General features: G+C 69.7%; 25 protein-coding genes. 9 read left to right on the plus strand and 16 right to left on the minus strand.

What is annotated here, in order from left to right; translation table 11 throughout:
- Positions 1-9: 9 nt before the first annotated feature.
- Together ACI79Z_RS04875 and ACI79Z_RS04880 are read right to left on the minus strand one after the other, a co-directional pair.
- A complete protein-coding gene (locus ACI79Z_RS04875) occupies positions 10-651 on the minus strand; it encodes a TerD family protein (protein WP_456901872.1) in 642 nt (213 codons plus the stop codon).
- An 86-nt stretch (positions 652-737) separates the two neighbouring features.
- Positions 738-1,319, minus strand: a complete 582-nt coding sequence (locus ACI79Z_RS04880; RefSeq protein WP_387988761.1) for a TerD family protein — start codon at positions 1,317-1,319, stop codon at positions 738-740.
- 558 nt (positions 1,320-1,877) lie between these two features.
- On the opposite strand from ACI79Z_RS04880, the gene ACI79Z_RS04885 reads away from it, so the two are divergent.
- On the plus strand, positions 1,878-2,165 hold the full coding sequence (locus ACI79Z_RS04885) for a hypothetical protein (protein WP_456901873.1): 288 nt from the start codon (positions 1,878-1,880) through the stop codon (positions 2,163-2,165).
- A gap of 109 nt (positions 2,166-2,274) precedes the next feature.
- Here ACI79Z_RS04885 and ACI79Z_RS04890 read toward each other — a convergent pair whose 3' ends face one another.
- Complete coding sequence (locus tag ACI79Z_RS04890; RefSeq protein WP_456901874.1) at positions 2,275-2,853, minus strand: TerD family protein; 579 nt, start codon at positions 2,851-2,853, stop codon at positions 2,275-2,277.
- A 56-nt stretch (positions 2,854-2,909) separates the two neighbouring features.
- Positions 2,910-3,338 (minus strand): hypothetical protein, encoded by a 429-nt coding sequence (locus tag ACI79Z_RS04895; RefSeq protein ID WP_456901875.1) that lies wholly within the window; start codon positions 3,336-3,338, stop codon positions 2,910-2,912.
- Between the two features lie 260 nt (positions 3,339-3,598).
- On the opposite strand from ACI79Z_RS04895, the gene ACI79Z_RS04900 reads away from it, so the two are divergent.
- Entirely contained in the window at positions 3,599-4,117 is a 519-nt protein-coding gene (locus ACI79Z_RS04900; RefSeq protein WP_456901876.1) for an HAD domain-containing protein, read from the plus strand.
- Between the two features lie 4 nt (positions 4,118-4,121).
- Here ACI79Z_RS04900 and ACI79Z_RS04905 read toward each other — a convergent pair whose 3' ends face one another.
- The 3 genes from ACI79Z_RS04905 to ACI79Z_RS04915 are packed head-to-tail and all read right to left on the minus strand — an operon-like array spanning position 4,122 to position 6,783.
- Entirely contained in the window at positions 4,122-4,526 is a 405-nt protein-coding gene (locus ACI79Z_RS04905; RefSeq protein WP_456901877.1) for a hypothetical protein, read from the minus strand.
- Between the two features lie 11 nt (positions 4,527-4,537).
- Entirely contained in the window at positions 4,538-5,926 is a 1,389-nt protein-coding gene (locus ACI79Z_RS04910; RefSeq protein ID WP_456901878.1) for a DUF4407 domain-containing protein, read from the minus strand.
- Positions 5,923-6,783 (minus strand): hypothetical protein, encoded by an 861-nt coding sequence (locus tag ACI79Z_RS04915; RefSeq protein ID WP_456901879.1) that lies wholly within the window; start codon positions 6,781-6,783, stop codon positions 5,923-5,925. The genes ACI79Z_RS04910 and ACI79Z_RS04915 overlap by 4 nt, the downstream gene beginning before the upstream one ends.
- Before the next feature lie 358 nt (positions 6,784-7,141).
- On the opposite strand from ACI79Z_RS04915, the gene ACI79Z_RS04920 reads away from it, so the two are divergent.
- The 5 genes from ACI79Z_RS04920 (at position 7,142) to ACI79Z_RS04940 (ending at position 14,361) form a co-directional block, all read left to right on the plus strand.
- Entirely contained in the window at positions 7,142-9,793 is a 2,652-nt protein-coding gene (locus ACI79Z_RS04920) for a Z1 domain-containing protein (protein ID WP_456901880.1), read from the plus strand.
- Positions 9,790-10,782: a PD-(D/E)XK motif protein gene (locus ACI79Z_RS04925; protein ID WP_456901881.1), complete on the plus strand. Its 993-nt coding sequence runs from the start codon at positions 9,790-9,792 to the stop codon at positions 10,780-10,782. The genes ACI79Z_RS04920 and ACI79Z_RS04925 overlap by 4 nt, the downstream gene beginning before the upstream one ends.
- 152 nt (positions 10,783-10,934) lie before the next feature.
- A complete protein-coding gene (locus ACI79Z_RS04930; protein WP_456901882.1) occupies positions 10,935-12,686 on the plus strand; it encodes a hypothetical protein in 1,752 nt (583 codons plus the stop codon).
- Positions 12,683-13,576: a hypothetical protein gene (locus ACI79Z_RS04935; RefSeq protein ID WP_456901883.1), complete on the plus strand. Its 894-nt coding sequence runs from the start codon at positions 12,683-12,685 to the stop codon at positions 13,574-13,576. The genes ACI79Z_RS04930 and ACI79Z_RS04935 overlap by 4 nt, the downstream gene beginning before the upstream one ends.
- Positions 13,573-14,361 carry a DUF6339 family protein gene (locus tag ACI79Z_RS04940; RefSeq protein WP_456901884.1) on the plus strand — a complete coding sequence of 263 codons (789 nt, stop codon included), beginning with the start codon at positions 13,573-13,575 and terminating at the stop codon, positions 14,359-14,361. Before ACI79Z_RS04935 ends, ACI79Z_RS04940 begins: the two co-directional genes overlap by 4 nt.
- Before the next feature lie 179 nt (positions 14,362-14,540).
- Here ACI79Z_RS04940 and ACI79Z_RS04945 read toward each other — a convergent pair whose 3' ends face one another.
- From ACI79Z_RS04945 to ACI79Z_RS04965, 5 genes are all read right to left on the minus strand, one after another.
- Positions 14,541-15,659: a DNA cytosine methyltransferase gene (locus ACI79Z_RS04945; RefSeq protein ID WP_456901885.1), complete on the minus strand. Its 1,119-nt coding sequence runs from the start codon at positions 15,657-15,659 to the stop codon at positions 14,541-14,543.
- 29 nt (positions 15,660-15,688) lie between these two features.
- Positions 15,689-16,090: a very short patch repair endonuclease gene (locus tag ACI79Z_RS04950; RefSeq protein WP_456901886.1), complete on the minus strand. Its 402-nt coding sequence runs from the start codon at positions 16,088-16,090 to the stop codon at positions 15,689-15,691.
- A 49-nt stretch (positions 16,091-16,139) separates the two neighbouring features.
- Positions 16,140-17,222: a DNA cytosine methyltransferase gene (locus ACI79Z_RS04955; protein WP_456901887.1), complete on the minus strand. Its 1,083-nt coding sequence runs from the start codon at positions 17,220-17,222 to the stop codon at positions 16,140-16,142.
- Positions 17,223-17,313: 91 nt separating this feature from the next.
- A complete protein-coding gene (locus ACI79Z_RS04960) occupies positions 17,314-17,532 on the minus strand; it encodes a hypothetical protein (protein WP_456901888.1) in 219 nt (72 codons plus the stop codon).
- Positions 17,533-17,688, minus strand: a complete 156-nt coding sequence (locus ACI79Z_RS04965) for a hypothetical protein (protein ID WP_456901889.1) — start codon at positions 17,686-17,688, stop codon at positions 17,533-17,535.
- Between the two features lie 137 nt (positions 17,689-17,825).
- Here ACI79Z_RS04965 and ACI79Z_RS04970 point away from each other — a divergent pair, with 137 nt between their 5' ends.
- Positions 17,826-19,712, plus strand: a complete 1,887-nt coding sequence (locus tag ACI79Z_RS04970; protein ID WP_456901890.1) for a DNA/RNA helicase domain-containing protein — start codon at positions 17,826-17,828, stop codon at positions 19,710-19,712.
- Between the two features lie 76 nt (positions 19,713-19,788).
- On the opposite strand, the gene ACI79Z_RS04975 is transcribed toward ACI79Z_RS04970, so the two are convergent.
- The 4 genes from ACI79Z_RS04975 to ACI79Z_RS04990 form a co-directional block, all read right to left on the minus strand.
- A complete protein-coding gene (locus tag ACI79Z_RS04975) occupies positions 19,789-21,726 on the minus strand; it encodes a hypothetical protein (protein ID WP_456901891.1) in 1,938 nt (645 codons plus the stop codon).
- Entirely contained in the window at positions 21,727-22,500 is a 774-nt protein-coding gene (locus ACI79Z_RS04980) for a PP2C family serine/threonine-protein phosphatase (protein WP_456901892.1), read from the minus strand. It abuts the gene before it with no gap.
- Complete coding sequence (locus ACI79Z_RS04985) at positions 22,497-23,171, minus strand: vWA domain-containing protein (protein ID WP_456901893.1); 675 nt, start codon at positions 23,169-23,171, stop codon at positions 22,497-22,499. Before ACI79Z_RS04985 ends, ACI79Z_RS04980 begins: the two co-directional genes overlap by 4 nt.
- 390 nt (positions 23,172-23,561) lie before the next feature.
- Positions 23,562-24,842: a diguanylate cyclase domain-containing protein gene (locus ACI79Z_RS04990; RefSeq protein WP_456901894.1), complete on the minus strand. Its 1,281-nt coding sequence runs from the start codon at positions 24,840-24,842 to the stop codon at positions 23,562-23,564.
- 212 nt (positions 24,843-25,054) lie between these two features.
- On the opposite strand from ACI79Z_RS04990, the gene ACI79Z_RS04995 reads away from it, so the two are divergent.
- Entirely contained in the window at positions 25,055-26,599 is a 1,545-nt protein-coding gene (locus ACI79Z_RS04995) for an acyl-CoA synthetase (RefSeq protein ID WP_456901895.1), read from the plus strand.
- The last annotated feature ends 84 nt before the right edge of the window (positions 26,600-26,683 follow it).

A 26,683-nucleotide genomic window follows, 5' to 3' on the forward strand; every position in this document is an offset into this window, starting at 1 on the left:
GGAGTCGGGTTACTTGCTGCCGGCCGTCCAGCGCAGGCCCCAGCCGTACGCCTGGTCCAGGTGGCGCTGGCTGCCCTGCAGGTAGCGCATCTCGCGCTGCACGTGCAGCTCGCCCCGCTGGTTGGTCAGCATGGCGATGGCGCAGAAGCGCGCGTTGTCGGCGTGCTCGTCGAGGTCGACGGTGATCTCACTGTCGTTCTGGGCGGACAGCGTCACGACACCTCGAGCCGCGGCCCAGTTGGGGGCGCCGTCGTAGATGTACGCGAACACCAGGATCCGCCTGATCTCGTCGAGGTGGTCGAGGTTGACGATGAGGTTCTCGCCACCGGCGTTCCTGCCCGAGCGGTCGTCGCCGTCGAGGAGGACGTGGGGCGGGGAGTCGAGGTCCCCGAACGCGTTGCCGAGCGCCTGGACGACGCCCTTGTTCCCGTCGGTGGTCTCCCAGAGGCAGCCGAGGTCGAGGTCGACCGCCTCCGCCTTGCCGAAGAACCCACGTCCCGGGCGCTGGTCCCAGTTGAGGTTGACGCGCATCCGCCCGCGGGCGCCCTGCGCCTTGGACAGCGAGACGGACGGCGCCGCCTTGGTCAGCGTGACCTTGCCGAGGGAGACCCCGGCCGGCTTCTGCTTCGGCGGGCGGGTGTAGTCGATCATGACCTGCCTGTTCTGAGGAGGAAGGGCTCAGGCCGGCGGTCCGGCCCCGCGCTCGTCGCCGCGGGGCCGGACTGCCGAGGGCCGGGTCAGGCGACGTTGACGCCGAAGTCCTGCGCGATGCCGCGCAGGCCGGAGGCGTAGCCCTGGCCGACGGCGCGGAACTTCCAGTCGCCGTTGTGCCGGTAGAGCTCGCCGAAGACCATGGCGGTCTCCATGGAGGCGTCCTCGGTGAGGTCGTAGCGGGTGATCTCCCGGCCGGTGACCTGGTCGACGACGCGGATGAACGCGTTGCGGACGCCGCCGAAGTTCTGCCGGCGGTTGTCGGCGTCGTGGATGGAGACCGGGAAGACGATCTTCTGGACGAACTGCGGGACGGCCGTCAGGTCGACCTGGATCATCTCGTCGTCCCCGTCGCCCTCACCGGTCAGGTTGTCGCCGGTGTGGAGGACGGAGCCGTCGGGGCTGCGCAGGTTGTTGTAGAAGACGAAGCCCGAGTCGTCCGGGGTCACCCGGCCGCTGGCGTCGAGCATGATCGCCGAGGCGTCGAGGTCGTACTCGAAGTCGGAGAACGTGTTGACGTCCCACCCGAGACCCACGTTGACGGCGCGGAGGCCCGGGGCCTCCTTGGACAGCGAGACGTTCCCACCCTTGGCGAGGACGACGGTCATGGTGTTCTTCTCCCGTGGTGTTCGCGGCTGCTGAAGCGGCGGGGCACCGCACCCCGCGTCGCGGAGCCGGTCGATCCGGAACGGTGGCGGACCGGGTCGGGATGCTGCCGCACCGTGACCGGTAGCACCACGACCTCCCGCCCCGCAGGGGTGATCGCGGGACGCCTGTGACTCGTGCGCACGGACCGAGAGCCGGACGAGACGAACGGGGTGTGGACGGCGCCGAGGACCGGAAGCATCCCCTGACACCAGGTACGGGAACCCCCACCCGCGGGGACGTCGCACTCGCCGGTATTGCGCTCGAGTGGCAACGGCGCGCCGGAATGCGGAGGAGGCACTTGCTCGCGCGATTATCAGCGCCACCTCGCCGGCGCAAGACATTGCGTGACGGCATTCCCGCATCGGCATGCGGACAACACTTCAGGCGAGCCGGCGGAGGCCCTTCCGGAAATGCTTGTCGGCGGTGACCTGGTGCGCTTCACTGTCCGCCGCGCCGGGCCGCGGACGCATTTCGGCGCCGCGGTGGACCGGGCGACGACACGATACGGGGGCACCGCCATGACCGTTCGACACCACCGCACCATCGCCGTTCTCGGGCTGGTCCTCGTCCCCGTGGCGGGCCTGACCGGCTGCAGCAGCACCGGGGACCTCACCTGCGGGGAGTTCAACGCCCAGGGGCTCGTGGAGCAGACGGAGACGCTCTCCGACCTGCTCGACGAGCACGACCTGGACACGGTCGACCCCGGCAACATCCAGGGCGTCACCCAGGCGGTGTCCCAGCTGTGCTCGTCGGACTCCGGGGCCGTGCTCGACGACGCCACGGACTGGGACTCGGCCTACTGGTGAGGACCGGCCCGGTCATCCGCTGCCGAGCGGGGATCCGTGGCCGCGCGCCACGGATCCCCGCTCGGCTGCTGCTCCGGTCGGCAGCCGACGGGCGGTACGACGGGATCCCTCAGAGGTGGCCCGCCACGGTCGGCAGCAGGTCCTGGAAGGTCCGGCCGTTGGCCACGGCACCGATGGCGGTCATGCTCCAGGACCCGCCGTTCCGGCTGAGCTTGGCCATCACCTGGCTGTTGTGCGTCCCCGACCCGGAGAGGTCGTAGCGCGCGAGCTCGGCGTCGTGGGCGGTGGAGTCGACGAGCCGGCAGAACGCGTTGGTGATCTGGCTGAAGTCCTGGCCGGTGAACGAGTTGACCACGAAGACGATCTGGCTGACGTTCCCGGGCACGCGCTGGAGGTCGACCAGGATCGACTCGTCGTCCCCCTCCCCCTCGCCGGTCAGGTTGTCCCCCGTGTGCTGCACCGATCCGTCCCTGCTGCGCAGCTGCTGGAACCACACCTGGTCGACCAGCCGGCCTCCCGTGTCGAAGAGGAGGGCCGACGCGTCCAGGTCGATCGACTGGCTCTTCGCCTTGCCGAACAGGCCCCGTCGCGGGGCGGCGTCCCAGCCCAGCCCCATGCGCACCTGCGTCAGCGACCCTCCGCCCCGCTTCTGCAGCGAGACCGTCTGACCCTTGCTGAGGTTGACCACTCCGACACGTCTCCTTCGTTCCCTGTGGGTGTCCTGACCCGCAACGGCGTCCTCCGTCAGTTCGTCGGCGGAGGACCGCAGTTGTCGAGGGTGTACTGGTTGACCCGCTGCTCTGCGCCGCTGGTCGACAACCCGGCCGCGAACGCACCGGCCAGGGCCCCCAGCGGGTTGTCCACGAGCTCGCCCGCCTGGCTCCCCAGGGAGTCCGCCTGCTCCTGGAACGCGTCGCGCAGCGCCGCCACGTCCGGCTCGATCTCGTCGGGAGCGACCTCCGCGAGCCGACCGAAGAAGATCGCGAGGTCGCGGGGAGCGGAGAACACGGCCGCCATGCCCGCCAGCGGGTCATCGGTGTTGCCGGCCCGGGTCCAGGCGTCCCGCAGTTCCTGACCCTCGCCGTAGAAGACGTCGCAGTACGCCTCCACGAAACGTCCCTGACCGCACGCCGTCAATGTCGCGGAAACGGCGACGAGTCCCACGAACGTCACGACGGAACGCCTCGTCGGCACATTGCCCCGAATGCGCACAGCGACCACGGGAGACTCCTTTGTCGGCGGCCCCGGGAGTAAAGCGGAGGGAGTGCCCGGGCGCCATACCGACTCGCTGCGCCGTCGTCGAAAATGTGCGGACCCGTGATGTCCGCGGGCGTCGATCCCTCGTGCCGGCGGAGCCGGGCTCCGGCGCCCTCCCGGCCACCGGGGTACCGCCGTCCCGACCGCACGTCCGTCGCCGGGGGTAGGAACCGCCCATGGGCTCGACCGGGGACCGTCCGATCCTGCTGCTCGACGTCGACGGCGTGCTCAACGCGCCCGTCCGCACGCTGCCCGACGGCTGGAGGCGGGGCACGTTCAACGGGTTCGTGCTGTCCTGGGACCCCACCGTCACCGCCCGCCTGCGGGAGCTGCACGAGTCGGGCCGGGTCGAGATCCAGTGGCTGACCACCTGGACCACCGACGCCGACCGACTGCTGGCCGAGCCGATGGGCCTGCCGCGCGGGCTGAAGGTGCACGCCCGCACCGACTCCGCGCCGACCGGCTTCCTCGGCCCGCTCTGGGGGGAGTCGGGCTGGTGGAAGCTGGCCGTCGCCCAGGAGGTGGCCGCGGCCGAGCCGGACCGGCGGATCGTGTGGATCGACGACGACCTCGCCGAACAGGCGGAGGACACCGGCGACTGGCTGGCCGCCCACCCCCACGTCCTGGTGGTCGCCCCGGACCTCTACGTCGGGCTCACCCACGCGCAGCTGGACGCGATCGAGGCGTGGCTGTGACCGCTCACCGGCGCGGCCGCAGCTCCAGGGGCAGGTCGGAGGGGACGTCGACGTCGCCGGCGTGCCCGTCGAGCCGGGCCAGGCCGTGCCGCAGGAGCAGCCCCTGCGGGGCGGAGCGGGCGACGTCGCCGGCGGCCGGGTGCTCCGGACACGGGGCGAGCGGCACCTGCGCCGGCCGGTCGCACAGCGCGCGCCACTCCTCGGCGACGGCGGCCAGCGCCGCGAGGGGGTCCGTGTTCCCGCCGGCAGCGAGCACGGTGACGGGACCGCCCTCACGGCCGACGACGACCGGCCGCCACGGGCCGAACGCCGGGCCGAAGGTGCGGTGGACGGCGTCGTAGTCGTGCACGGGGACGGCGGGGTAGCCGGCCGCGGCCAGCGCCCACAGCGTCCGCTCGGTCAGGGTCATCAGGTCTCCTGTCAGTTCTGGGTCCCGACCGGCCACGGGTCGGGTCGCGGGCCGGGACGCGGCTGCTTGACGAAGCTCGTGCCGAGCCCGGTGCTGCCGGCCGGGGTGAGCTGCTGGTCCTTCCAGCGCTCGACGCCCTGCCGGGTCACCTCGAGCTGCGTCTCCAGCACCAGCCCGGTGGCCCGGGACTCGGCCTCCAGCGTGCGGGCCGCCCGCGCCTCGGCGGCCGCGAGCGCCGACTTCGCCAGCACCTCGGCCTCCTCGTACTCGGTCTGCATCCGCAGCCGGACCCGCTCCTCGACCTTCTCCTCCCCCAGCGCGAGCAGCCGCTCGTAGAGGGACGGCGGGGCGAGCGCGAGCATCGTCTTGAACAGGATCGGCAGGCACTCGAGCGCGGTGAGGAACGCGAACAGCAGCGCGTGCGCCGTCGCGAGCGTCGGCTCGTCGTCCTGGATGCGCTCCATCGCGGTCATCCGGGCGAGGATGCCGTCGCTGTCGTCGACGGCCGCGTCGTGCGCCGCGACGTCGGCGGCGCGCTGCTCCTCGGCGTCGGCGACCAGCACCTGCAGCTCCTCGAGGTCCGCCTGCTGGTCGACGGTGTTCTGCGCCTCCTCGGCGAGCAGCTGCTCGTAGGTCTGGGCCTCCAGCGCCTCGAGCTCCGCGGCGACGTCGTCCCGCTCGGCGCGGAGCCGGTCGCGGTCGCCCTGCCGGGCCGTCGTCGCCGGGCCGTAGCCGCGCTGGCCGGTGCCGCCGGACCCGTCGAGCTCGGCGTTGTAGGCCGCCTCCGCGGCGTTGTAGCGCGCGTCGACGTCGTCGAAGCGGGCCTGCAGGGTGGCGACGGCGGGGTCCTCGGCGACGTCGGCCTGGGTGACGCCGTCGGCGATGTCGGCCTGCAGCGCCGCGATCCGCTCGCGCTGCGCGGGCAGGTCGGCGTAGCGGGTGTCCTCGGCGAGCTGCTGCGTGAACTCGTCCTCGGCCTCGGCCGCCATCACCTCGACCTCGGTGTCGATCTCGGCGCTGAAGACGGCGAGCGTGAGCGGCGTCGAGACGACCGCGCCGATGAGCACGGCGAGGGCCACGCGCGGCAGCGCCATGGCGATCGTGCCGACCTTGCTCGTCAGCCGCGGCGTGGAAACGACCAGCCAGCGGTCGAGGTTGAGGATGACCAGGCCCCAGGCGAGGCCACCGAGGACCGCGACGGGCACCCACAGGTGCAGCGCGACGTACAGCGCGTAGCTCGCCGAGACCGCGGCGAGGGCTGCGGTGCAGACGAGCACCGCGCCCATCGCGACCTGCTTGCCGCGCTCCTTGGGGGCGTCCTGCAGGACCTCGCGGTTGGCGCCGGCGACGGTGAGCAGCTGCTCGCCGAGGACGGCGCGGAGGGACCGGCGGCGGCTCACGGGGTGTCCTTCCTTCCGGCACGCCGGAGGCTGTCGATGAGGGCGTCGGGCACGCCGACGAGGCGCGGCGACACCTCGATCCGGGGGCGGAGGGCGTCCTGGGTGGCCCAGAAGGCGTCGAGCCGGTCGGTGACGGGCGAGGGTGCGCCGACGGTGGCGGCGACGTCGGCGCGGAGGGACACCGGCGGCGGAGCGGTGGTGCTCGGCAGGTCGAGCTGCGGAACGGCCACGGCGGCGACGACGGGGGTGGCCGCGGGCGTCGTCGTGAAGCGGTTGCGGCCGGTGACGTCGACCCGCCGGCTGGCGTCGATGCGGACGAGCGCCTCGCCGCACGGCGGGTACCCGGGGTGGCCGTCGACGAGGACGTCGCGAGCGTGCTCGAAGCACCAGGTGACGAGGACCTCCGAGCCCGGCCGGACGATCGTGTGGCTGACCGAGATCGCGCGCAGGACGGGCGCCTGGCCGTCGAGCACCGGACCGGCGGGGACGCCGTGCCGGCAGGCCAGCAGCTGGGGCTCGCCGTCGCCGGCCGGGCGGCCCTGGGCCGCCTCCTGGCGCCAGTCGCGGATCCAGCGGTCGGTCCACGGCAGGGCGGACCGGGGCTGCTCGGGCTTCGGGTGCGTGGGGGCCGGGGCAGCGCCGAACCAGCCCTTGGTGCGCAGCCAGGCGAGGAGGAGCAGGAGGAAGAAGGACCAGAGGAACGCCGTGGCGAGGTCGATGAGGAAACCGGCGACACGCTCGGGCTCGACGGAGCCGCTCCACTCGGTGTTGGCGTTGAGCGCGACGAAGGCGGCCAGCAGCAGGACCACGGCCCAGCCGACGACGAGCGGATCGCGGCGCAGCGGTTGGCGGAACATCTCTCCCCGTGTGCGGGTCGCACCCGCCTGTCAGCACGTCGTCGGACCAACGGAACCGATCGGATCGGAGTCCTCGGGATTGGTACCGGGCGGCACCGACGAAAGGCAGCGGCGCCTCACCCGTCCGGGTCAGGCAGGTGCCCGCTCCCTCAAGGAGTCGTGCGCGACATCACCGTCGCGGCCGGCTGCCGACCACGATGACGGCCCCCTGGTCCATGCATGGTCCGACTCCCCGGCCCTACCCGGTCGTTCGGTGGGACCGGCGACCGGTCCGGGGCGCGGCTCCCTCTGCGGACCGGTGCGGAGCGAGGTGCGACAGGACCACGCAGACGTGTCGCGTGAACACACCGTGTCAACGGTGCCGTTTACCCTCGCCGCAGCCATGTCCAGCAAGGGGAGTTCGATGACAGCCGGCACGAGCGAACAGGTCGACCAGCTCTACCCGGTCTTCCTGCAGTTCACCCAGTCGATGACGCCGCACGACGCCGTGAAGAACCTGCAGCTGTTCGGTGCGGACGAGTCGATCATCCGCGCCGTCCGGGAACGGCACGAGGCGGAGAGTCTCAAGATCCGCAATCTCGACGAGCCGGCATCGGTGTTCCTCGACGGTCGGCGGACCTGGTACACGGGCCCCGACATGGAGAACGACCGCAACTGGCCGGCGCTCGAGGCGTCGATGCGGCGCAAGGGGTTCGGCGACGCCAACATCGCGTCCATCGACAAGTCCTCGACGAAGATCGTCGCGCTCCTCGACCACCCCAAGCAGGACAGCTTCCGGACCCGCGGCCTGGTCGTCGGGTTCGTCCAGTCCGGCAAGACCACGAACTTCACAGCCGTGATGGCCAAGGCTGCGGACCGCGGCTACAAGCTGTTCATCGTCCTCTCGGGGATCCACAACACCCTGCGTCGGCAGACTCAGATTCGCCTCGTCAAGGACCTCGTCGAGGCCAACCCGGGACAGTGGCACCAGGTCACGAGCGAGACCCACGACTTCGTGCCACCGCCGAACCCCAAGGCGTTCTTCGCCTCGTCCGACCAGCACCTCCTCCTCGTGGTGAAGAAGAACGCCGCTGTTCTCCGGAAGCTGCGGAGATGGCTCGGTAATGCGGGCGAGTACCTGGAGAACTGTCCGACCCTGATCATCGACGACGAGGCGGATCAGTCGACGGTCGCGACGGCGAAGATCAATCCGCTGCTCTTCGACGTCCTGAGCAAGTTCCCCAAGGTCGGGTACGTCGGGTACACGGCGACGCCGTTCGCCAACCTCCTGATCGACCCGTCCGTCGACGAGGACTTCTATCCCCGGGACTTCATCGTCAACCTCCCTCAGCCGCAGGGTTACCACGGCACCGAGGTCCTCTTCGGACGAGACCTCCTCGACGGGGAGGACCCGGCCGACCTGCCCGGCGGCTACGACATGGTGCGGATCGTTCCCGACGACGAGGTGGACGACCTCAAGCCGCGCAACAAGAAGGAGGCCGCGACCTTCCAGCCCGCGGTGACCCGCTCGTTGCAGGCAGCGGTGGAGTGGTTCTGGCTCGCGACCGCCGCCCGACGGGCGCGGGGCGGCGGCAACCCCCACTCGACGATGCTGGTGCACACCACGACCGAGACCGCGGTCCACGAGGCGTTCAAGGAGCCCCTGCTCCAGCTCCGCACCACGCTGGCGGACCGGCTCCGTACCGGCGACCGACGCACGGTGGATCGTCTCCGCGCAACCTGGGAACGCGAGACCCGCCTGGTGCGGGCCATGGACTTCGACGAGACGACGGTGCCGTTCGACGTGGTGCTGGAGCACCTGTCGACCGTCGTCCACGAGACGAAGGTCGTGATCGACAACTACCGCAGCACGGATCGTCTCAACTACGAGTCGGGCCCGGTCACCGCGATCGCGGTGGGCGGGAACACCCTGTCCCGCGGCCTGACCCTCGAGGGCCTGGTGTCCAGCCTCTTCGTCCGGGCAGTGTCGGCCTACGACACGTTGCTGCAGATGGGACGGTGGTTCGGCTACCGGGACAGGTACGCCGACCTGCCCCGGATCTGGATGACCCAGGAACTCGCCGAGTGGTTCAGCCACCTCGCGACGGTCGAGGCCGACATGCGGCGCGACATCGAGCGCTACATGCACAACCCGGCGGAGACGCCCCTGACCTTCGCGGTCCGGCTGCGCTCGCACCCGAAGATGAGCATCACCTCCAAGGCGAAGATGAAGTCCGCTGTCCTCGCCCATGCGGCATACGGCGGGACGCTCGTGGAGAGCCGCTTCTTCGATGTCTCGGCCGGCGGCAAGGCCCGTCTGGAGACCAATGCCGCCGCTGCCAGGGCGCTTATCAGCGCCGCGGACCGGCACGGCCACCCGCAGGAACCACCGCGTGCGGAGACCGCCGTCTTCACGCAGGTTCCTCACGAGGACGTCACCGCGTTCCTGAGCACGTACTCGTTCCACGAGCGCTCGGAGGACGGGGACCGCAGCCGCCTCCTGGACTACATCGGCAAGCGGGTCCGGAACGGCGCCCTGGCGCAGTGGAGCGTCGCGGTCGTGGGCAACTCCTCGCCGGGCGCCAAGACCGAGCGCTGCGACTTGGGCAGCGGGGTGCAGGTGCGGATGGTGAAGCGTGCCCGCCTCGGCCAGGAGTCCGATGCCCTCCTCGACGGGGTCGCCGACATCAAAACGCTCAGCAGCCGCCGGGACGAGACCATCGATTTGGACGTCGCCGGCAAGAGCCTGAGCAACCGGGACGAGATCCTCGGCCTGCGCAGCGCGCAGCGCCCTGGGCAGGGGCTGCTCCTCCTCTACCCGATCGAGCCTGAGTCACGGACCGACACTCAGGGGCGCCGTCCGTTGAACGCCCCGACCGACGACGTCGTCATCGGTGTGGCGCTGGTCTTCCCCCGGCCGCTGCCCGGAACGTCCGACTCGGACGTCGAGTACTGGAGTGCGGACCTGTCCGGGGTCGCCGTAGAGGAAGAGGACGCCTCGGTGCTGGACTACGACGACGAGGCCGCGTGACGGTCGACGGCGAGAAGCTCGAACGGCTCTGGACCGCGGTGGCGGCACGACCCGTCGTCTCCGCGTTCCGGACCGCGGCCGTCGGGGTCGACACGGCGCAGGGTCCGGTCCTCGCCGGCATCGATGCGCAGGGTCACCGCCACCTCCTCGTGCCGATCACGTCCAGGCACACCCTGCGGGAGGAGTTGGAAGGCAAGGCCGTCCTCCTGCGACGCCGCGCCCTCGAGGACGACCGCCGGTACCAGGAGTACGCGTCACTCGAGCTCGTGGACCAACGGCTGGACGTTCTCTTCACGGCTCTCTGCGTCGAGGTGTCGGATCGCGTCGCCGCCGATCCCGACCGAGCGGTCGGCGCTCTCCGGGAAGCACTGAAGGACTGGAAGGCCCTGCTTGCCGGAAACCACGAGGTCCTCACCACCTCGGCTCTCGCCGGCCTCTTCGGGGAGCTCCAGGTCCTGCGATCGCTGCTCGAACGGGATCCCGGCGCCGTCGCGTTCTGGACGGGACCGACCGGCTCGGCGCAGGACTTCCACCGTGGTCCGGACGCCGTCGAGGTCAAGACCACGACGTCCCCCGAGGGCAGCACCGTAACCGTCCATGGCACCGACCAACTCGACGTCACGCCACCCGGACGTCTGCTCCTCCACTGGTCGCGGCTGCAGACCGGCGAAGGGGTGTCCGTGCCCGAACTGGTGGAGCAGGTCCTCGGGCTGACGGACGACAGCGCGCGTTTCCGGGCGCTCCTGCGCAAGATTGAGTACCACGAGATTCACAGCGGGCTGTACGCCGGACAACGCTTCGAGGTCATCGAGCAGTGCACCTACCTCGTGGGTCCCGGCTTCCCTCGCGTCGTGCCCGCCGGCCTGTCGGGGGACGCCGTCCTGGCCGGCGTCGGGACGATCGACTACACGGTCGACCTCAGCACCGCCGGGGTCGAGGCCCACCGCACCGATCTAGACCCCGCGTCCTTCCTGCTGGAGCAGCCGTGACGACGCCCCGCTGGTGGTCACAGCCCTTCCCTCCGACCGGCGCCATTGCCTCCGAGGGCATCCGCAACCAGCTCGGCCGACCACCGGTCGACCCGCTGACGGTCTTCGTCCGGGAGACGGCGCAGAACTCGTGGGACGCCCGCGTGCCCGGTGTGGAGACGGTCTACCGACTGGAACTGACCACCGTCGCGCCGACCCATCGGCCGACTTGGGAGCGGCTACTCACCCCGCCGGCCGGTGCGCAGGAGCACCTGGGCGTCGGCCGTGCGGTGAGGACGTCCAACCTCCGACTGCTCTCCGTCGTCGACCGCGGGACGAAGGGACTCGGAGGACCCACGCGGGCGGACCAGCTCGCGGCGGGCCGTCGTGACTGGATCTCCTTCGTCCTCAACGTGGGCGAGAAGCGGGACACGGAGATGGGTGGCGGCACCTACGGCTACGGCAAGGCCGTGCTGTACCGCCTTTCCCGTGTCGGGACGGTCCTCGTCTACACGAGGACCCTGGAGGAGGACTCCGGTCGACTGTCCTCGCGACTCATCGGCATCGCCCTGGGCAGCTCCTTCGACAGCCACGCGCGGGTCGACGCCGACAGCCGACCCTTCACCGGGCGTCATTGGTGGGGCGACGTCCGCGAGGACCACGTCGAGCCCCTGGTCGGGAGCGAAGCGGACGACGTCGCCCGTGCACTGGGCCTGACCCCGTTCCGCCCGGAGGAATCCGGGACGACCCTCGTCGTCATCGATCCCGATCTGGACGAGTTCGAGAGCACCGACGACGCCGCGCAACACCTCGCCGAGACCATCGCCTGGCAGCTGTGGCCGATCATGCTCTCCGAGCGAGGCTCTGAGCGCCTCGTCCCCGGCGTGGTCGCCGGCGGGCGGTCCTTCCCCGTGCCGGACCCGGCCCAGCAGTACCCGCTGCGGATGTTCGTGAACGCCTACCGCCGGCTGCCGACGGACTCTGCGACGACGTTGGAGAGTGGGAACCCGCGCAAGCGCCTCGGCCGCTTCGCGCTGGAGAAGGCGGTCGTCGTCCCCATGCCCCCGAGCGCGGTGTCGGCTGCCGCCAGTTACGCCGGCGTGGACGGGGATCCCCACCACGTGTGCCTGATGCGGTCACCTGAGCTGGTCGTCCGCTACCACGAGGGGCCGACGACGAGCTCGGTGCACAGCGTCTACGCGGGCGTCTTCCGGGCCGACGACGAACTCGATGCCGTCTACGCCCGATCGGAGCCACCCACTCACGACAACTGGGTCCACGAGCAACTGACAGGGCACGAGCGCACCTTCGTCAAGGTTACGTTCACCCGGATCCGCGAGCAGCTGGCGGTCTTCCGCGCCCCGGTGCAGCAAGCGCTGTCGACCAGATCCCGCGCCACTCTGGGTGCCGCGAGCAACTACCTGGGCGGCCTGGTGGCCGCGGCGTTCAGCGGGGTCGCCGGGAACGGCACCAGCGGGTCGACCGCGATCCGTCCGGGCGGCTCCAGAACGGCGGCCGCCGGGAGTCGGGACGGCGCGGACGACAGCGGGCGGCCGTCCCGAGGCGCTTCGGGCTCATCGGGTCGTGCGCGGGTCACGGTGCTCGACGAACCCCACGTCGAGGAGTCGGACGGGGGCATCGTCCTGGCCGCGCGGTACGGAGTGGTGGACGAAGGTCCCGTACGCCTGGACGCACGCCTGTCGATCGCGGCGTGGGAGGGCCGAGAGAACGATCCTCCGGCCGGCGCCGCGCAACCGCGGGTCCTGCACTGGCAGGCCGGACGGGCCAGGTTCACCGGCGACACCTGCACCGTCGACGGTCCTGTCGAGGTGGATCTCGTGGTCCTCCCGGTCCCGGACACCGCGACGGAGATGAGGGTCGTCGCCACACCCGTGATGGACCTCGACCCGGAGGACGCCCCGTGACCCTCGTCTTCCCATACCGACGGCCCCCGGGCGACGTCGTCACCGCCGGGCCCTGGTCGCGTCTCACGCCGGACGGCAGCGAACTCCTCCCGGACACCCTCCTCGACTGGGACTACAGCACCACGTTGTCCCTGCACCGCCCGACATCCGTGGACGGCCTCCGGCTGCGGCGTCTCAGCGGACTGAGCGAGGACGCGGAGGTCGACCTGAGCGTGCAGTGGCAAGCCTCCGGCTCGCTGCTGCGTGGTCAAGCCTGGCGGCTGGCCCTGCCCGCCGAGGACGCCTTCGAGGCGACGGTCGACTTCCGGCTCCCGGGGGACGACCTTGGAGGCACCCTCGAGTTGGTGACGAACGTCGTCCTGCGCTCGCCGGGTTCCGGACGGTCACAGGCGGCGGCCCGGAGGCCGGGGAGCGTGCTCTGGTCCGACCGCCAGCGCGTACTCCTCGAGGGCGACAACACACTGTTCCCCATCGCGACCGCCGACTTCCACGACCTGCCCTATCCCACCGGTGCCGGCTGGTACCTGCACGTCGACGAGGACCTCGAGGGTGCGGCGCTGGGTTCGATCCTCCTGCTGGTCAACGAACGTCACGAGGTGGTTCTCCGCGCCGTGGAAGCCGCCGGGTCACCCACGGAGGCGGACCGTCGGGTCCTCTCGACCCTGAGAACGGACGTGCTGAGGTCGCTGGTGGAACGAGCCCTCACCGACGAGGACCTCACGGAGGAGACCGACTACCCGGTGGGATCCCTGGGAGCGCTCCTGACCACCGTCGTGCGAAATGCGTTCCCTGCGTTCTCCCTGGAGGCCCTGCGCCGGGAGCGGCAGACCTCACCTGCTCTCTTCAGCAGCCGGTTGCAGGAGACCTCACAGCTGTTGATCGAGCCATGAGCGTCCTCTATCCCCGGCTGCTCGGTGACACCGCACGCCAGTTGCACCAGGAGTACCTCCACCTGTCGGTGTCCGAGCTCGGCGGCCGACACGACGTGCGGCACCCGTCCGCGGTGTTCGCCGCGACGGGAGGACGGCGTGTCACCCCGGATGAGCTGAATCGCCTGCGCGGTGACGTGCTCGACGTCGCGGAGCGAGCAGGCTTCCCCGGCGAGGGCCGGCGACAGGACCGCGTCACCTTCGACCTGGAGATCGCCCAACTGCTGCACGAGCGATGCGGACTGGTCGCCGGCGAAGCGGCCGTGCGGCCGATCTGGGCCTTCCTCGCGCTCGTCCTGCTGCCCGATGTCTCGTACTGGAGGTACCCGCGCCCGCCGGGGGACCGCGTCCTCGGGACGGACATCACCCGGCACGTCTGGGGCCGGCTGTGGTGGCGCGCGCACCTGCTGGCGGTCCCTCAGCAGTACCGGCGATACCGACTCCTCGACACGTTCGGCGAAGCGGAATTCGACCAAATCTTCGCGCGTCGGCGAGTGTTCGGCGGAAGCCGCGCCCTGGTCCGGATGCTCGCCGAGGTGTGGCCGTCGATTGATCGTGGCGGAGTGGCTGATCGCGATGTGCTCAGAGATGCTCTGAAGCGCCTAGGACGCCTGGGAGCTGTCATCGACTTCGAGTCCCTCGACTTCGACGAGCTCCGTCGTCAGGTCCACGAGGTGGCGGCCGAGTCCGCCGCCCTGTTGCGCGCCCAGGGCCTGAGGAGCGGACCTCGTCACGCCGGCGGCTGACCGGACGCAGCCGGCTCGGCCATGTCCTCAAGGTCTGATAGCAGGTGGACCGCTTGCCCTAATAGGCGTCGGACACGAGCAGGCGGGCCTGGAGTGGGCGACGAGCACGCGTAGTCACGTAGTACTCGACGCCAACCAGGCGTCCGGTAGCCGAGGAGGGCTGACGTCAGAGGCGGCGCTCAGGAAGCTGCAAGACGATGAGCGATGACCTCGGCCACGGTCCGCGCGAGCGGAGGTGGGACGGCGTTCCCGATTTGACGGGCGATGTCCGGCTTAGTGCCGCACCAGAGGTGGCGGTCGTCGAATCCCTGGACGACCGCCGCCTCCGCGTGGGTGAGCGCACGGTTGACCTGCTCGCCGCCGTTCTCCCACTGCGGGTGCAGGAAACGTCCCTTCTCGGGCCGAAAGAACTCGGTGCGGATGGTCACCGCGGGCTCGTCCCAGCGCAGCCGGCCGAGGACGTCGCTGGCTCCCCTGGTGTGCCGGCGCCAGCAGGGATATTGGAGCTCCTCGGGCAGGTCGAACCGCCCCTGTCCCGGCGCGATGTGCGCGTAGCGGATCTCCGAGATCAGCTCGTGGTTACGGGTCACGTGCAGGTCCCGGAGCTTGAAGGTCCCGGGGACCTCGTGCCCCTGGAACTCGACGGCGCTCTCGGGGAGCCACACCTCACGGACGCCGGGTTCCAGCACGACCGGCCCATCAAGGAACGCCTCCCGCAGGCTGACCCACCGCTCCAGGTCCCCCGTGGGTGTCTTCGCGTGCGTCCGCCGGGGCTCGTCCACCGGACCGACGCGTGATCCCACGACGATGGTGCGGATGCGCTTCTGCGGGACGCCGTAGTCGGCAGCGTTGAGCCGGAAGGCCTGGGTGTCGAAGTCGGCCAGCTCGCCGTCCTCACTCGCGGCCTGCCGGAGCAGCTGGAACTCCGGGGTCTTGGCGAACCGGTCGACGTTCTCGAAGACGAACATCCGCGCGTCGGACTCACGGACGACCCTCACGAACTCGCGCCAGAGCTGGTTGCGCACATCCGCGGGGTCACGCTTGCCGAGGGCGGAGAAGCCCTGACACGGTGGCCCCCCGATGACGAGGTCGACGCGCGGGACGTCGGTGTACCCCGTGATGTCCCCGGCGTGGGTGTGCTCCCCCGTGAGGTCGAAGTTCGCGGCGTAGGTGGCGGCCGCCGCCCGGTCGATCTCCACCGCCCCGACACTCGTGAAACTCCCCTGGTCGAGAAAACCCCGGGTCATCCCCCCGCAGCCGGCGAACAGGTCGAGCAACGTGAAGCCATCCCCCCGCACCGCCTCACGCTAGCCGGCGTCACCGACAGTCATCCCCGCCGACTCGCCGTGCTCCCGTCACGCTGACTCTCCAGCGCTCGGAGCACCCGCTCCAGGGCCTCCTCAGGTGACTCGTGCTCCCACACCTCCACGATCGTCCAGCCGAGGTCCTCGAGATGATGGCGAGTCTCCTCGTCCCGGAGCCTGTTCCTCTCGATCTTCTGCCGCCACCAGGCGGCGTTCGAGGCCGGCCAGGTGGCATGGACCGGGCATCCGTGCCAGAAGCAGCCGTGGACGTTGACCGCGACGTGCGCCTTGATGAAGGCGATGTCGAGCTTGCGCCTCGGCATACCGGGTACCGGCCAGCCGACTCGGTAGCGCTTCCCCCTGCTGTGCAGAAGCCGTCGCAGGGCCAGCTCAGGGCCGGTGTCCGCACGCGCCTGCTTGCTCATCCGGGCGGCTACGCCCGGTGAGCTGGCGCCCGGTCGCTCGGCGCTTCCTTTAGTCACAACCCCGAGGATCGAGCAACGAGTGCAGGTGCAGCGCGATGGCCTTGGCGAGCCCGGGTGGTACCGCGTTGCCGATCTGCCGAGCGATCTCGACGCGGTTTCCCACGAACTCGAAGTCGTCGGGGAAGGACTGCAGTCGGGTCGCTTCGCGATGGGTGATCGGACGGTGCGCCTCGGGGTGTAGGTAGCGCCCCTTCTCCGGCTTGTAGAACTCAGTGCGGATGGTGCCGCTCGGCCGTTCCCACCACATGCGCCCCATGACGTCCGTGGTCCCCGTCGGCTTCTCCAGCCAACACCGTGGCGTAATTTCGGGTGCGTTGCGCATCAGGTCAAAGCGATTGCCCCCGGGTGGGATGTGCGCATACCGCTCGAGAGAGATCGCGCGGACGTTCCTGCCGAAGTGCAGGTCCTGTCGCCCGTCGGAGTCGACACCCACATCGGTCCGCTCGGGTGTCCAGGAGAGGTCGTGGAAGGCCTCCTCCACGGTGGCGTAGGGCAGCTGCGCCTTCGACTTGGGACCGTGCGTCGCAGGGGGCGGCCACGGCACCGCTCCTACTCCCTTGACCGCCATGAAGATGCCGCGGCGTCGGAGCTGCGGGACGCCGTAATCAGCGGCATTGAGGACGCCGTAGGCAAACTGGTACTCGCGCAGGTCCTCGTCCGTCATCATCAGCCGCAGCAGCTCCGCGAACTGAGCTGACTTCTGGAATTGCGGGACGTTCTCGATGACGAAGGCGCGCGGTTTCACAAGCCGCACCGCCCGTAGGTACTGCTCCCAGAGCGCGTTGAGTCGAGCGCGGGAGTCGGGGTTGCCATTCTTGCCCAGCGGCGAGAACCCCTGGCAGGGAGGACCGCCGAGGATGACGTCGGCCTCCTCGAAGTCGGACAACTCCTCTATCGGGCCGTCGTGTACCGGGCAGTCGAAGTTCTGCTTGAACGTGCGCGCAGCCGCCTGATCGACCTCGACGGCCTGGACGGGCACAAAGCCCTTTTGCGCCAGAGCGAAGCCGAGGCTCAGCCCCCCCGCCCCTGCAAACAGGTCGAGTGTGCGGATCTCATCCGGCGTCTCGCTCACCAGGCTCCCTTCGGTACAACAGTCAGAGCCTAGGTTGCCCGCGGGGTATGACGGTCTCGACCCGCCGGCGGTCAGTCACGCGCCGCCGACCTCACACGCATGTGCTGTGCGTCGGGCGTTCAGCCTCGCTGCGGCGCTCGACTCCGATGAGCGTCTGGAGGAAGCGCTCCTCGTTGACCGCGATCTTCGCCCGTGCCGCGGCGGCCAGATCGACACCCACGAGGTCAGCCAGGCGGAGGAGGTAGAGGAGCACGTCGGCCATCTCCTCCCCCAGCCGGTCCTGCAGTGGCTGCTGACGGACGGCCGCCATCTATTCGTCCGCGGCGAGCCACTGCAGCAGCTCGGCCAGCTCCCCCACCTCGCCGACCAACGCGAGAGCCAACGACTTCGGGTCGTGGAACCGTTTCCACTCCCGGGCCTCGGTGAAGGCGCGCATCCGCCGGGTCAGGTCCTCGATGTCCGACACAGGTCGAGTATCGGGACGAAGCCGGACCGGGACGGCAGCTACTGTCCAGAGACGCGGCCCGACAGGCTTCCGGACTCCGGACACGCCTCCACCCGCACGAGTCGATTCGTGCTGCCCGGAGACTGTCCTTGCCCCTGTTGCGCACCTCCGCGCGAGGTCTGGCCGACCTCGTCCGCGACGGCCGCCTTGGCGCCGTCCTCGCCGAGCAGATGTCGTTCCAGATAAAGCGCCGGGCCTCGGCGTCCGAGATCCGCTCCTGGGACGCCAGCCTCCGCGTCCTCGCCGACGACCTGCTCCAAGCCGGTCTCGACCGGGTCGAGGTGTTGCTCGAGCACCAACTGCCGCTGAGCAGCAAGCGGATCGACGTCGTCCTGGCCGGCCGGCACGCGCACCGGGACGGGCCGTCCTACGTCGTAGTCGAGCTCAAGCAGTGGACCGAGGCTGACCGGTTCGAGGACGACGTCGAGCTCGTCGTCCAGCCGTCCTATGGCCCTCACCCGGTGCTGCACCCGGTGGCTCAGGTCCGGGCCTACGGCGAGTACCTGCTGGACTTCACGTCCGTCCTGCACGGCACGACGGACGTCCTCGCCGGCGTGGCCTATCTGCACAACGCGACGACGTCCCGCGTCGGCAGCCTGTTCGACTACCCGCAGGACGAGCTCGGCCGGTTGTTCACCGGTCAGAACCGCGGTGAGTGGCTGAACTTCCTGCGCAGCCGCCTCGCCCCCGTTGACGGCAGCGTCTTCGCCGATCGGCTGCTGCACTCGGCGATCGCCCCGAGCAAGCAGCTGATGGCCGTTGCGGCCGAGGAGGTCCGCCGCCGGGAGCAGTTCGTCCTGCTCGACGAGCAGCGCGTCGCCTTCGACCTCGTCATGCACGAGGTGGAGAAGGCTCGCACCGGCGACCACAAGAGCGTGGTGGTTGTCTCCGGAGGACCCGGAAGCGGGAAGAGCGTCATCGCACTGTCGTTGCTCGGTGAGCTCAATCGTCGCGGCCGATCGGCCATCCACGCGACCGGCTCGCGGTCATTCACCCAGACGCTGCGACGGGTAGCCGGCGCCGGGTCACGACAGGTGCAGTCACTGTTCAAGTACTTCAACAGCTTCATGGACGCCGACAAGAACGGCTTCGACGTCTTAATCGCAGATGAAGCGCACCGGCTCCGTGAGACCTCCGCCAACCGCTGGACGAAGGCGGAGCACCGCACCGGCAAGGCCCAGGTGGACGAGCTCATCGACGCCGCCCGAGTGCCGGTGTTCCTGCTGGACCAGAACCAGGTCGTTCGCCCCGGGGAGCTCGGGACGGTGGAGGACATCGAGGCAGCAGCACGGAAACGCGGTCTAGAGGTGCACCACGTCGACCTGAGCGCGCAGTACCGCTGCGGCGGGTCCGAGGCCTACATCGACTGGGTCGAGCGGCTGCTCGGGCTACGCCCTGGCGGACCGGTTCCGTGGGACGGCGATCCCAACTTCGAGGTGCACGTCGTCGAGTCGCCATCGGCCATGGAGGCCGCGCTGGCCGCCCGGCTCGAGGAGCACTACGGCGCCCGCATGGCGGCTGGCTACTGCTGGCCGTGGAGCGACCCGCGCAAGGACGGAACCCTCGTCCCTGATGTGCAGATCGGCGACTGGGCGCGGCCGTGGAACCTCAAGGGTGACCGGTCGGTCGGGGGCGCTCCCCCGTCGGCGCTGTGGGCCAGCGAGCCGGGCGGCTTCGGGCAGGTCGGCTGCGTCTACACCGCCCAAGGCTTCGAGTACGACTGGAACGGCGTCCTGATCGGCCCCGACCTGGTGTGGCGGAATGACCGGTGGGTCACCGTCCGCTCTGCCAACCGGGACCCCGACTTTCGCAACACCAAGCGGGTCAGCGACTCAGAATTCGACGCGCTCGTCCGCAACGTCTACAAGGTCCTGCTCAGCCGGGGCATGCGTGGGACGCTACTTTATTCGACCGACGCTCAAACGCACACCCTCCTCCGCTCACTCATTAAGGCCCCTTTCCCAAAGGACCCTAGTCGGGCCTGAAGCGCACCCTTCAACAGTCAGGCTCCCGCAGCGGCCGTTGCAGAACACGCGTCGCGCTCGGGAGAGACGCGCTTGTTCAGCTCGGTAGGCCACCCGTCGCAGCCTTGACGTCAGCCTCTGCCTGGCGAAGGCGACCGGAGGCCTCCCCGTAACGGCGTGCGGCGTCCTTGGCGGCACGCTGATCCGACTGAGCCGCATCAGAGAGGGCCCGCGCGCTTCGGCGAATCGCTTCTAATGCTCTGCGCCGCCTCTCATCGAACTCCCTCTCGAGTCGTTCCACCGCATCCCGAGACACGGCGCGCGAGGGGTCATAGACGAAGGCGCGCTCGACGTTTCGCCGCCAGCCCATGAGTCGACCGGCCATAACGTCGCCGAAGCTTGGGACCTGCCTGATCCGTGCGTATTCGACATCTGCAGCGGTGGTGATACCGAAGGAAGCGAGGGTTGCGGCTCGCGACGGGCCTATGCCTTGGATACGAGCGCCTCGAATCGACTTGGCGTCAAGGAATCTACGGAGCTGCTCCTCCCGTTTGCCTTGCTCTAGCTCTCGACTCTGCAGGGCTCGCCACCGCGGCAGTTCATCCCATGCTCGAGCAGCTCGCTGGACTTCCTCTTGAGCACGGACATAGGAAGGAAAACGGTTCGCTGTCACGAAGGCGCCGCTCGCCGCATCAAAGTCACTCTTGGCCATGCGGTACGCCTCAATCCAAGGTGTCTTCTTCGCCTGGTGACTGTTATGCCCGACAACAAGGAGTACAACGCCGATGATGACCAGCACCAAGCCCGCCGGCATGAGCACCAAGCCACCTGGGATCGCCAAGGCCCCAAACGTGAAGAGAAGAACGGTTGGAAACCGTACGCGGGATGCTGCCTCAGCGGACCGGCTTGCATTCACGTTTGGTGCTTGCGCGACGCTCACAGGTACGGGAACCTGAACTGCAGCGATCGCAGCCATCAGTCCGGCGTATTCATTACCCGCCTGAGACGCCCCTGAGCCTGCCGGCGGGGACCCGAAAGGCGTTACCTTCGTCTTCCGTTCGAACTGACACCAAGGACACTGCTGTAGCGACCTCGCGTACTGGTGCGTCGGATTTCGGCCGCATCTGACAAGCTCTTGCCCGAGGCGATCGAGTGCACGAACCCATTGGGCGGCCTCTGGCCTACCCCGACGCGGCGCTCTAGCGGAGAATGCCCACTCGAAGTACTGGGCCACATAGTCGGGCAGGATGTTCAGACCGACCGCGTTGGGCGGTGGCGCCATCTTCCGACTCTTGGCAGCGGATCCGTAAGCAAATCTGTGCTCAACGATAGCCTTCTCGATGGGCATGTCACCTGAGCCGGCGTATACACCTGCGTAGGGGTGCCGCCCCAGCAACAGCAATTGGAAGAGCAGGACAGCCAGTCCAAAACCATCGTGGTGCGACGTCCGAACAAGACTCTCGAATGAGACTCCATGCAGCTCTGGCGGCGTGAACAGCGAAACGCCGACGGTACACAACAGCGGAGAAGCTCCAGGGACAGGGACTTGAAAACTGTCCACATCTATCAGCCGCACCGTGCCATTTCGTGCGACCAGCACCGATCCGTGGTTAACATCCCCGATGACTAGCCCTTTCGCGTGCACGGCGGCGAAGGCACGAGCGAGGTTTGCTGCTACGTGGACGAGGAACCGCCAGTCCGCGTCCGGAAAGGCCTTCCGCCTGCTACCGGGCGTGTACAGATTGTGCACGTCCTTAGCCTGCTCGACGACCGGAAGCAGGAGGCCCCGCGCCCGGCCAGCCCTGTCTCGAACAAGTCCAATTGGCCACGCCGTGAACGTCTGGACGTCGGGTCCGGCCGACGCAGCGAGAAGCTCGATCTTGCGGGCACGGTCGCCGGCCAGCGGAGAGCCATAGACCTTGATCGCAATGTCCCGCCGATTCGCGAGGCGGAACACCGTCCCCTCTCCACCCTTGCCCAGCTGCTCCCCTATGCGAAGCGGTCGGCCGTGGACGTCAACGAGCTCGTCCAACACTCACCCCACGTCGCGCCGAGAAGCCATGACGAGCGTGAGATCATCATCCGCACGAGCAGCGACTGTGGGACTGCGCAGGTACTCGTCAAGGCCCTTGCTGAGCGCCCTGTCTTCACCTGAGACTTCGGAGGTGCGAACAGGTCCGAACATACGCTCAAAGAACGGACTGTGCACCGCCTGGTCCGCATAGTGCAGAACGAGGTGCTGGAGGCCGTCGGTGAAAGCTGCCACTTCGTCAAGCCCCTCGCCCATCGCATCAACTTGCAACGACGCGAGCGCTGAGGCGTCGGTCAAGAAGGTGGTTGAGTTTGCGTACTCTCCCCTCTCGGGCCAGAACATCCAAGCCCACTCATCAGTGCCCTGTTCAGACACGACGATGGCGCCGTCTCCTACTTGGGCGAACACCGACCATTGCGGCGCCAGCACAGCGCAAAGCAACGTCGCGGCGAACTCGCGCGGCAGCAGTTCCTGTTCCTCCGCATGGGCGATCAGGGCGCCACGCGTTTGCGCGATGCAGTCTCGCAGCCACTCCAGACAATCAACCTCCGCCTGGGGCGTCGAGGTTGCCTCCAAACGGCGCACGAGGTCATCGCAGATGAAGGTGGATCCGTCCCCACCTCGCGCGGCGCTGCCGGCACCGTCGCTCACCGCGACGATGAGAACTGGCCCGTCGGGGGTCTCCTTGACCGAACAGCGGTGGGCGTCCTGGCCTGGCCGGCCGTCACGTACGTGGCTGGTGCCCTCGACACTTGCCGCTGCGTAGCGCCACCTCACACCATCGCCCAGCCGTCCGGCACCGCCGGGTTGGAGAGCGCGACTGCGTCACCTGGTTGCGACTGCGAGACCGAGCTCATGGAGTTGGACAGCCACGTGAAGAGTCCGCGGAAGTCCAGACCACGAAGCCCTAGCGGCTTACGCGAGCTGAGCTGTGACAGGACGCTCATGTCAGCACCTTCGACCCCTACGGCGAAGAAGCTGAAGGACTTGGTCTCCTCCCCGTTGTGCACCCGTGTCGCCGCCTCGCGCCACGAATCCGTCGGAGCCCCGTCAGTAATGAGAAAGATCCAAGGACGGTAGTAGCTGATTCCCTGCGACCTGTAGAGCGCCTTCCGACTCTCGACGAGGTCCAGGCCCGTGACGACGGCTTCACCGAGAGGCGTACCACCGTGCGCGTTGAGCACGGGGGGCAAGAAGCTGTCCGCGGTGACGAAGTCGGACTCGACCTGAACAGGCCCGAAGGAGACGACCGCGACCTCAACGCGCTTCGCTGCGAGGTCGTCAGACGTCAGCTGCGAGGCGAACGTGCGGAGCCCTTCATTGAGCTCCTGGATCGGCTGCCCCTGCATGGACCCCGACGTGTCGAGGAGGAGAAGACACGGACAACGTGGCTCGGGGTTGTCCACGAACTCACTAGCGTCGAACGGGACTTGTGCAAACTCGCTCACTTCATTCCTCTCTAATCTTGGTGCAGGGGTCTACCACCTGGTTCGCCGAGTAGCGGCACTGTCGGCGGCAGCGTGCGGGTGAGGGCTGCGCCTTCTCGGGCTACGGCTCCCAGACATGTCAGGCCTCCTAGACCGGAGGGTTCAACTCGGGGACGTTAACTGACGACCAGGACGGCACGTCTGAATCGAAACAGTCCGTAACCAAATCGAGGCGAAGCGCCGCCGCCCGCTCCTCGATCGATCAGGGAGGCGAGCCATCTGGGGCTCGACTGAGTGACGACTTCCCAGCTCACATCGTCGTTGTTAGCCGCGTAGAGGTCGCTCATCGCCAGCCGGACAGCTCCGGGTCGGCGGTCACGCGAAGGGCTGGCATGGACGCCAGTCGGGGCTCTAGCGCGATCTCGGCTGGTCCCCGGCGTCGACCATGTGCAGGACACCACGGCCGCGCTCCTTGGCGCCGTACATCGCGCGGTCCGCCAGCGAGAGGACCTCGTCCAGCGTCGTCCCGGCCGCAGCCATCGCCAGCCCGATTGAAGCCGACACCCGTACCGTCCGCCGTCCCACCTCGACCTCGTCCACCAGGACAGCGGCCAGCCCATGGCCGATGGCCTCCGCGGTGGCAGCGTCCACTCCCGGCAGCACCGCCACGAACTCGTCCCCGCCGAGCCGGCCGACCACAGCCCCCGGCAGCTCCCGCTCCACGTGCCGGCGCAGCCGGTCGGCGAGCCGTACGAGCAGTTGGTCCCCCACCGCGTGCCCGCCGCGGTCGTTGACCTCCTTGAACCGGTCGACGTCCACGAACAGCACCGCTCCCCCGACCGCCAGCGCCGCCCGGCCGGTATCGAGCAGGTGGCTGCGGTTGGCCAGCCCGGTCAGCGGGTCCTGCCGGGCCGACCGCAGCAGCGCCTGCCGCCAGCCGTCGGCCTTGGTCGCCACCGCGGTCAGCCGGTCCACCGTCTCCTGCAGCCGCACTGCCTTGTCGGCGTCCGCGTCCTCGGCCAGCCCCGCCGTCGACGAGGCCAGCGTCTCGAGCACCGTCTCCAGCGGCAGCCCGGCTGCCACCGCCTCCAGCGTCCGGCCCTGCGCGGCCAGCAGCTCGCCGTCCCACCGGTGCGCGGCCACCTGACGCCGCAGCGACAACACGCTGCGCACCAGCCGCACCTGGTTCTCCAGCAGCTCCTGCTCGGCCGACGAGAACGCCCGCGGCTCGTCGTCGAAGACGCCGAGCGAGCCGAGGACGAAGCCGTCCTCGTCGATCAGCGGCACCCCGAGGTAGGAGCGGATCGCGCCGGCCGCCACGGCCGGGTTGTCGCGGAAGACCGGGTGGTCGAGCGCGTCGGCCACCTGCAGCGGCGTCCGCAGCGCCACCACGTACGCGCAGAACGACAACTCGTCGGGCACGTGTGAGTACGGCGCGCCCGCGCCCCGCTCGGCCGGGAAGCACTGCTCGTCCGGGCCGACCAGGTTGATGACCGCGATCGGCGCCTCCACCGTCTCCGCCATGTACGCGACGACGGCGTCGAGGTCGGACACCCCGGCGTGCCCGCCCAGCCGGTAGCTGGCGATCGCGGCCAGCCGGGCCGCCTCGGCGACGGCCGCCCGCGGATCGGGCAGCGGGACGCCGGCCGGCGCGAAGTCGGGCAGGCGGGGCGTCGGGACGGCGGCGGTCACGCGCGGCGACGCTAGCGGCCGAGCGTCACCGACGGAACACGCTGCGGCACCGGGACACCTCGACGTCGAGGCGCCGAGCCGGCCCTCCCCGATGGTGGCCTCGAGCTCGGCGGGACCGCGCCCTCCTGCGGCCCCAGGGCCGTCCGCCTCTGTCGCCGCACAACCCGTCGTCGCGACGCTCCGGGTCCCACCCGGATCGGGAGGTCGGCACCGTGTACGTCACCCAGGGTCTGCACCGCCACGTCCAGCAGCGCGCGGACGAGATCGCCACCGTCTGCGCCGGCCGCACCCGGACTCACGCCGAGTCCGTCGACCGGATCGCCCGCCTGGCCGCCGCTCTCCAGCAGCTCGGGATCCGGGACGGCGAGCGCGCGGCCGTCCTGTCCCTGAACTCCGACCGCTACCACGAGTTCCTCGGCGCGACGCTGTGGGCCGGGGGCGTCGTCGTCCCGGTCAACATCCGGTGGAGCGTCCCCGAGATCGCCGACTCCCTCGCCGAGGTCGACGCCCGGGTCCTCGTCGTCGACGACGTCTTCGCCGCGTACACCGAGCCCATCCGGGCGGCCCACCCGCGCCTGGAGCACGTCGTCCACGCCGGCGACGGCCCGACCCCCGACGGCATGCTCGCCTTCGAGGAGCTGGTCGCGACGTCCGAACCGGTCGAGGACGTCCGCCGCGGGGGCGACGCCCTCGCCGGCGTCTTCTACACCGGCGGCACCACCGGCCGGTCCAAGGGCGTCATGCTCAGCCACGACAACCTGCTGACGTCGTCCATGGGTGGGCTGGCCACCGACCACTTCCCGCCCGGCCGGGTGGGCCTGCACTCGGCGCCGATGTTCCACCTCGCCGCCTTCTCCAACTGGGTCGGCGCCGTCGTGGTCGGCGGGACGCAGGTGATGATCCCGGTGTTCGACCCGGTCGCCGTGCTGACCGCCGTCCAGGAGCACGGCGTCACCGACTTGCTGCTGGTCCCCACGATGATCCAGCTCGTGGTCGACCACCCGCGGGTCGACGAGTTCGACCTGACCAGCGTCCGCCGGGTGATGTACGGCGCCTCCCCCATGTCCGACGCCCTGCTCGGCCGGACGATGAAGGCGCTGCCCAACGCCCGGTTCATGCAGGCCTACGGCATGACCGAGCTCGCCCCGGCGGCCACCGTGCTCACCCCCGACGACCACCAGGACCCCGCGCACCGGCGCTCCGTCGGGCGCGCCGCGCCGCACGCCGAGGTGCGCGTCGTCGGCCCGGACGACGTCGAGCTGCCCCGCCGCGAGGTCGGGGAGATCGTGGTCCGCGGGGGCCACGTGATGCTCGGCTACTGGGACCGGCCGGAGGAGACCGCCGAGGCGCTGCGCGGCGGCTGGATGCACACCGGCGACGCCGGCTGGATGGACGACGAGGGCTACCTGTACCTCACCGACCGCATCAAGGACATGATCATCTCCGGCGGGGAGAACGTGTACTCGGTCGAGGTGGAGAGCGTCCTCGCCCAGCACCCGGCGGTGGCCACCTGCGCGGTCATCGGCGTCCCCGACGAGACGTGGGGCGAGCGCGTGCACGCCGTCGTCGTCCCGGCGGCCGGCGCCGCCGTCACCCTCGAGGAGCTGCGGGCCTTCTGCGCCGACCAGCTCGCCGGGTACAAGACGCCGCGGTCGATGGACGTCGTCGACGCGCTGCCGCTCTCCCCCGTCGGCAAGGTGCTCAAGCGCGAGTTGCGCCGGCCCTACTGGGCCGGGCAGGAGCGCGCCGTCCACTGACGTGGACCGGCCCGGGGAGGCTGCCCGACGGCTGGGCCATTGCCTCGCGCACCGTGCGTCGACAGGCTGAGCCGTGACGCCGCA

The sequence above is a fragment of the Geodermatophilus sp. SYSU D00663 genome (assembly GCF_054050655.1).

What these genes read in the sequence shown, in the direction of transcription:
- ACI79Z_RS04880 (WP_387988761.1), bottom strand. Translation starts at nt 1,319, where the DNA reads ATGACCGTCGTCCTCGCCAAGGGTGGGAACGTCTCGCTGTCCAAGGAG.
- ACI79Z_RS04900 (WP_456901876.1), top strand. Translation starts at nt 3,599, where the DNA reads ATGGGCTCGACCGGGGACCGTCCGATCCTGCTGCTCGACGTCGACGGC.
- ACI79Z_RS04940 (WP_456901884.1), top strand. Translation starts at nt 13,573, where the DNA reads ATGAGCGTCCTCTATCCCCGGCTGCTCGGTGACACCGCACGCCAGTTG.
- ACI79Z_RS04905 (WP_456901877.1), bottom strand. Translation starts at nt 4,526, where the DNA reads ATGACCCTGACCGAGCGGACGCTGTGGGCGCTGGCCGCGGCCGGCTAC.
- ACI79Z_RS04915 (WP_456901879.1), bottom strand. Translation starts at nt 6,783, where the DNA reads ATGTTCCGCCAACCGCTGCGCCGCGATCCGCTCGTCGTCGGCTGGGCC.
- ACI79Z_RS04885 (WP_456901873.1), top strand. Translation starts at nt 1,878, where the DNA reads ATGACCGTTCGACACCACCGCACCATCGCCGTTCTCGGGCTGGTCCTC.
- ACI79Z_RS04875 (WP_456901872.1), bottom strand. Translation starts at nt 651, where the DNA reads ATGATCGACTACACCCGCCCGCCGAAGCAGAAGCCGGCCGGGGTCTCC.
- ACI79Z_RS04950 (WP_456901886.1), bottom strand. Translation starts at nt 16,090, where the DNA reads ATGAGCAAGCAGGCGCGTGCGGACACCGGCCCTGAGCTGGCCCTGCGA.
- ACI79Z_RS04960 (WP_456901888.1), bottom strand. Translation starts at nt 17,532, where the DNA reads ATGGCGGCCGTCCGTCAGCAGCCACTGCAGGACCGGCTGGGGGAGGAG.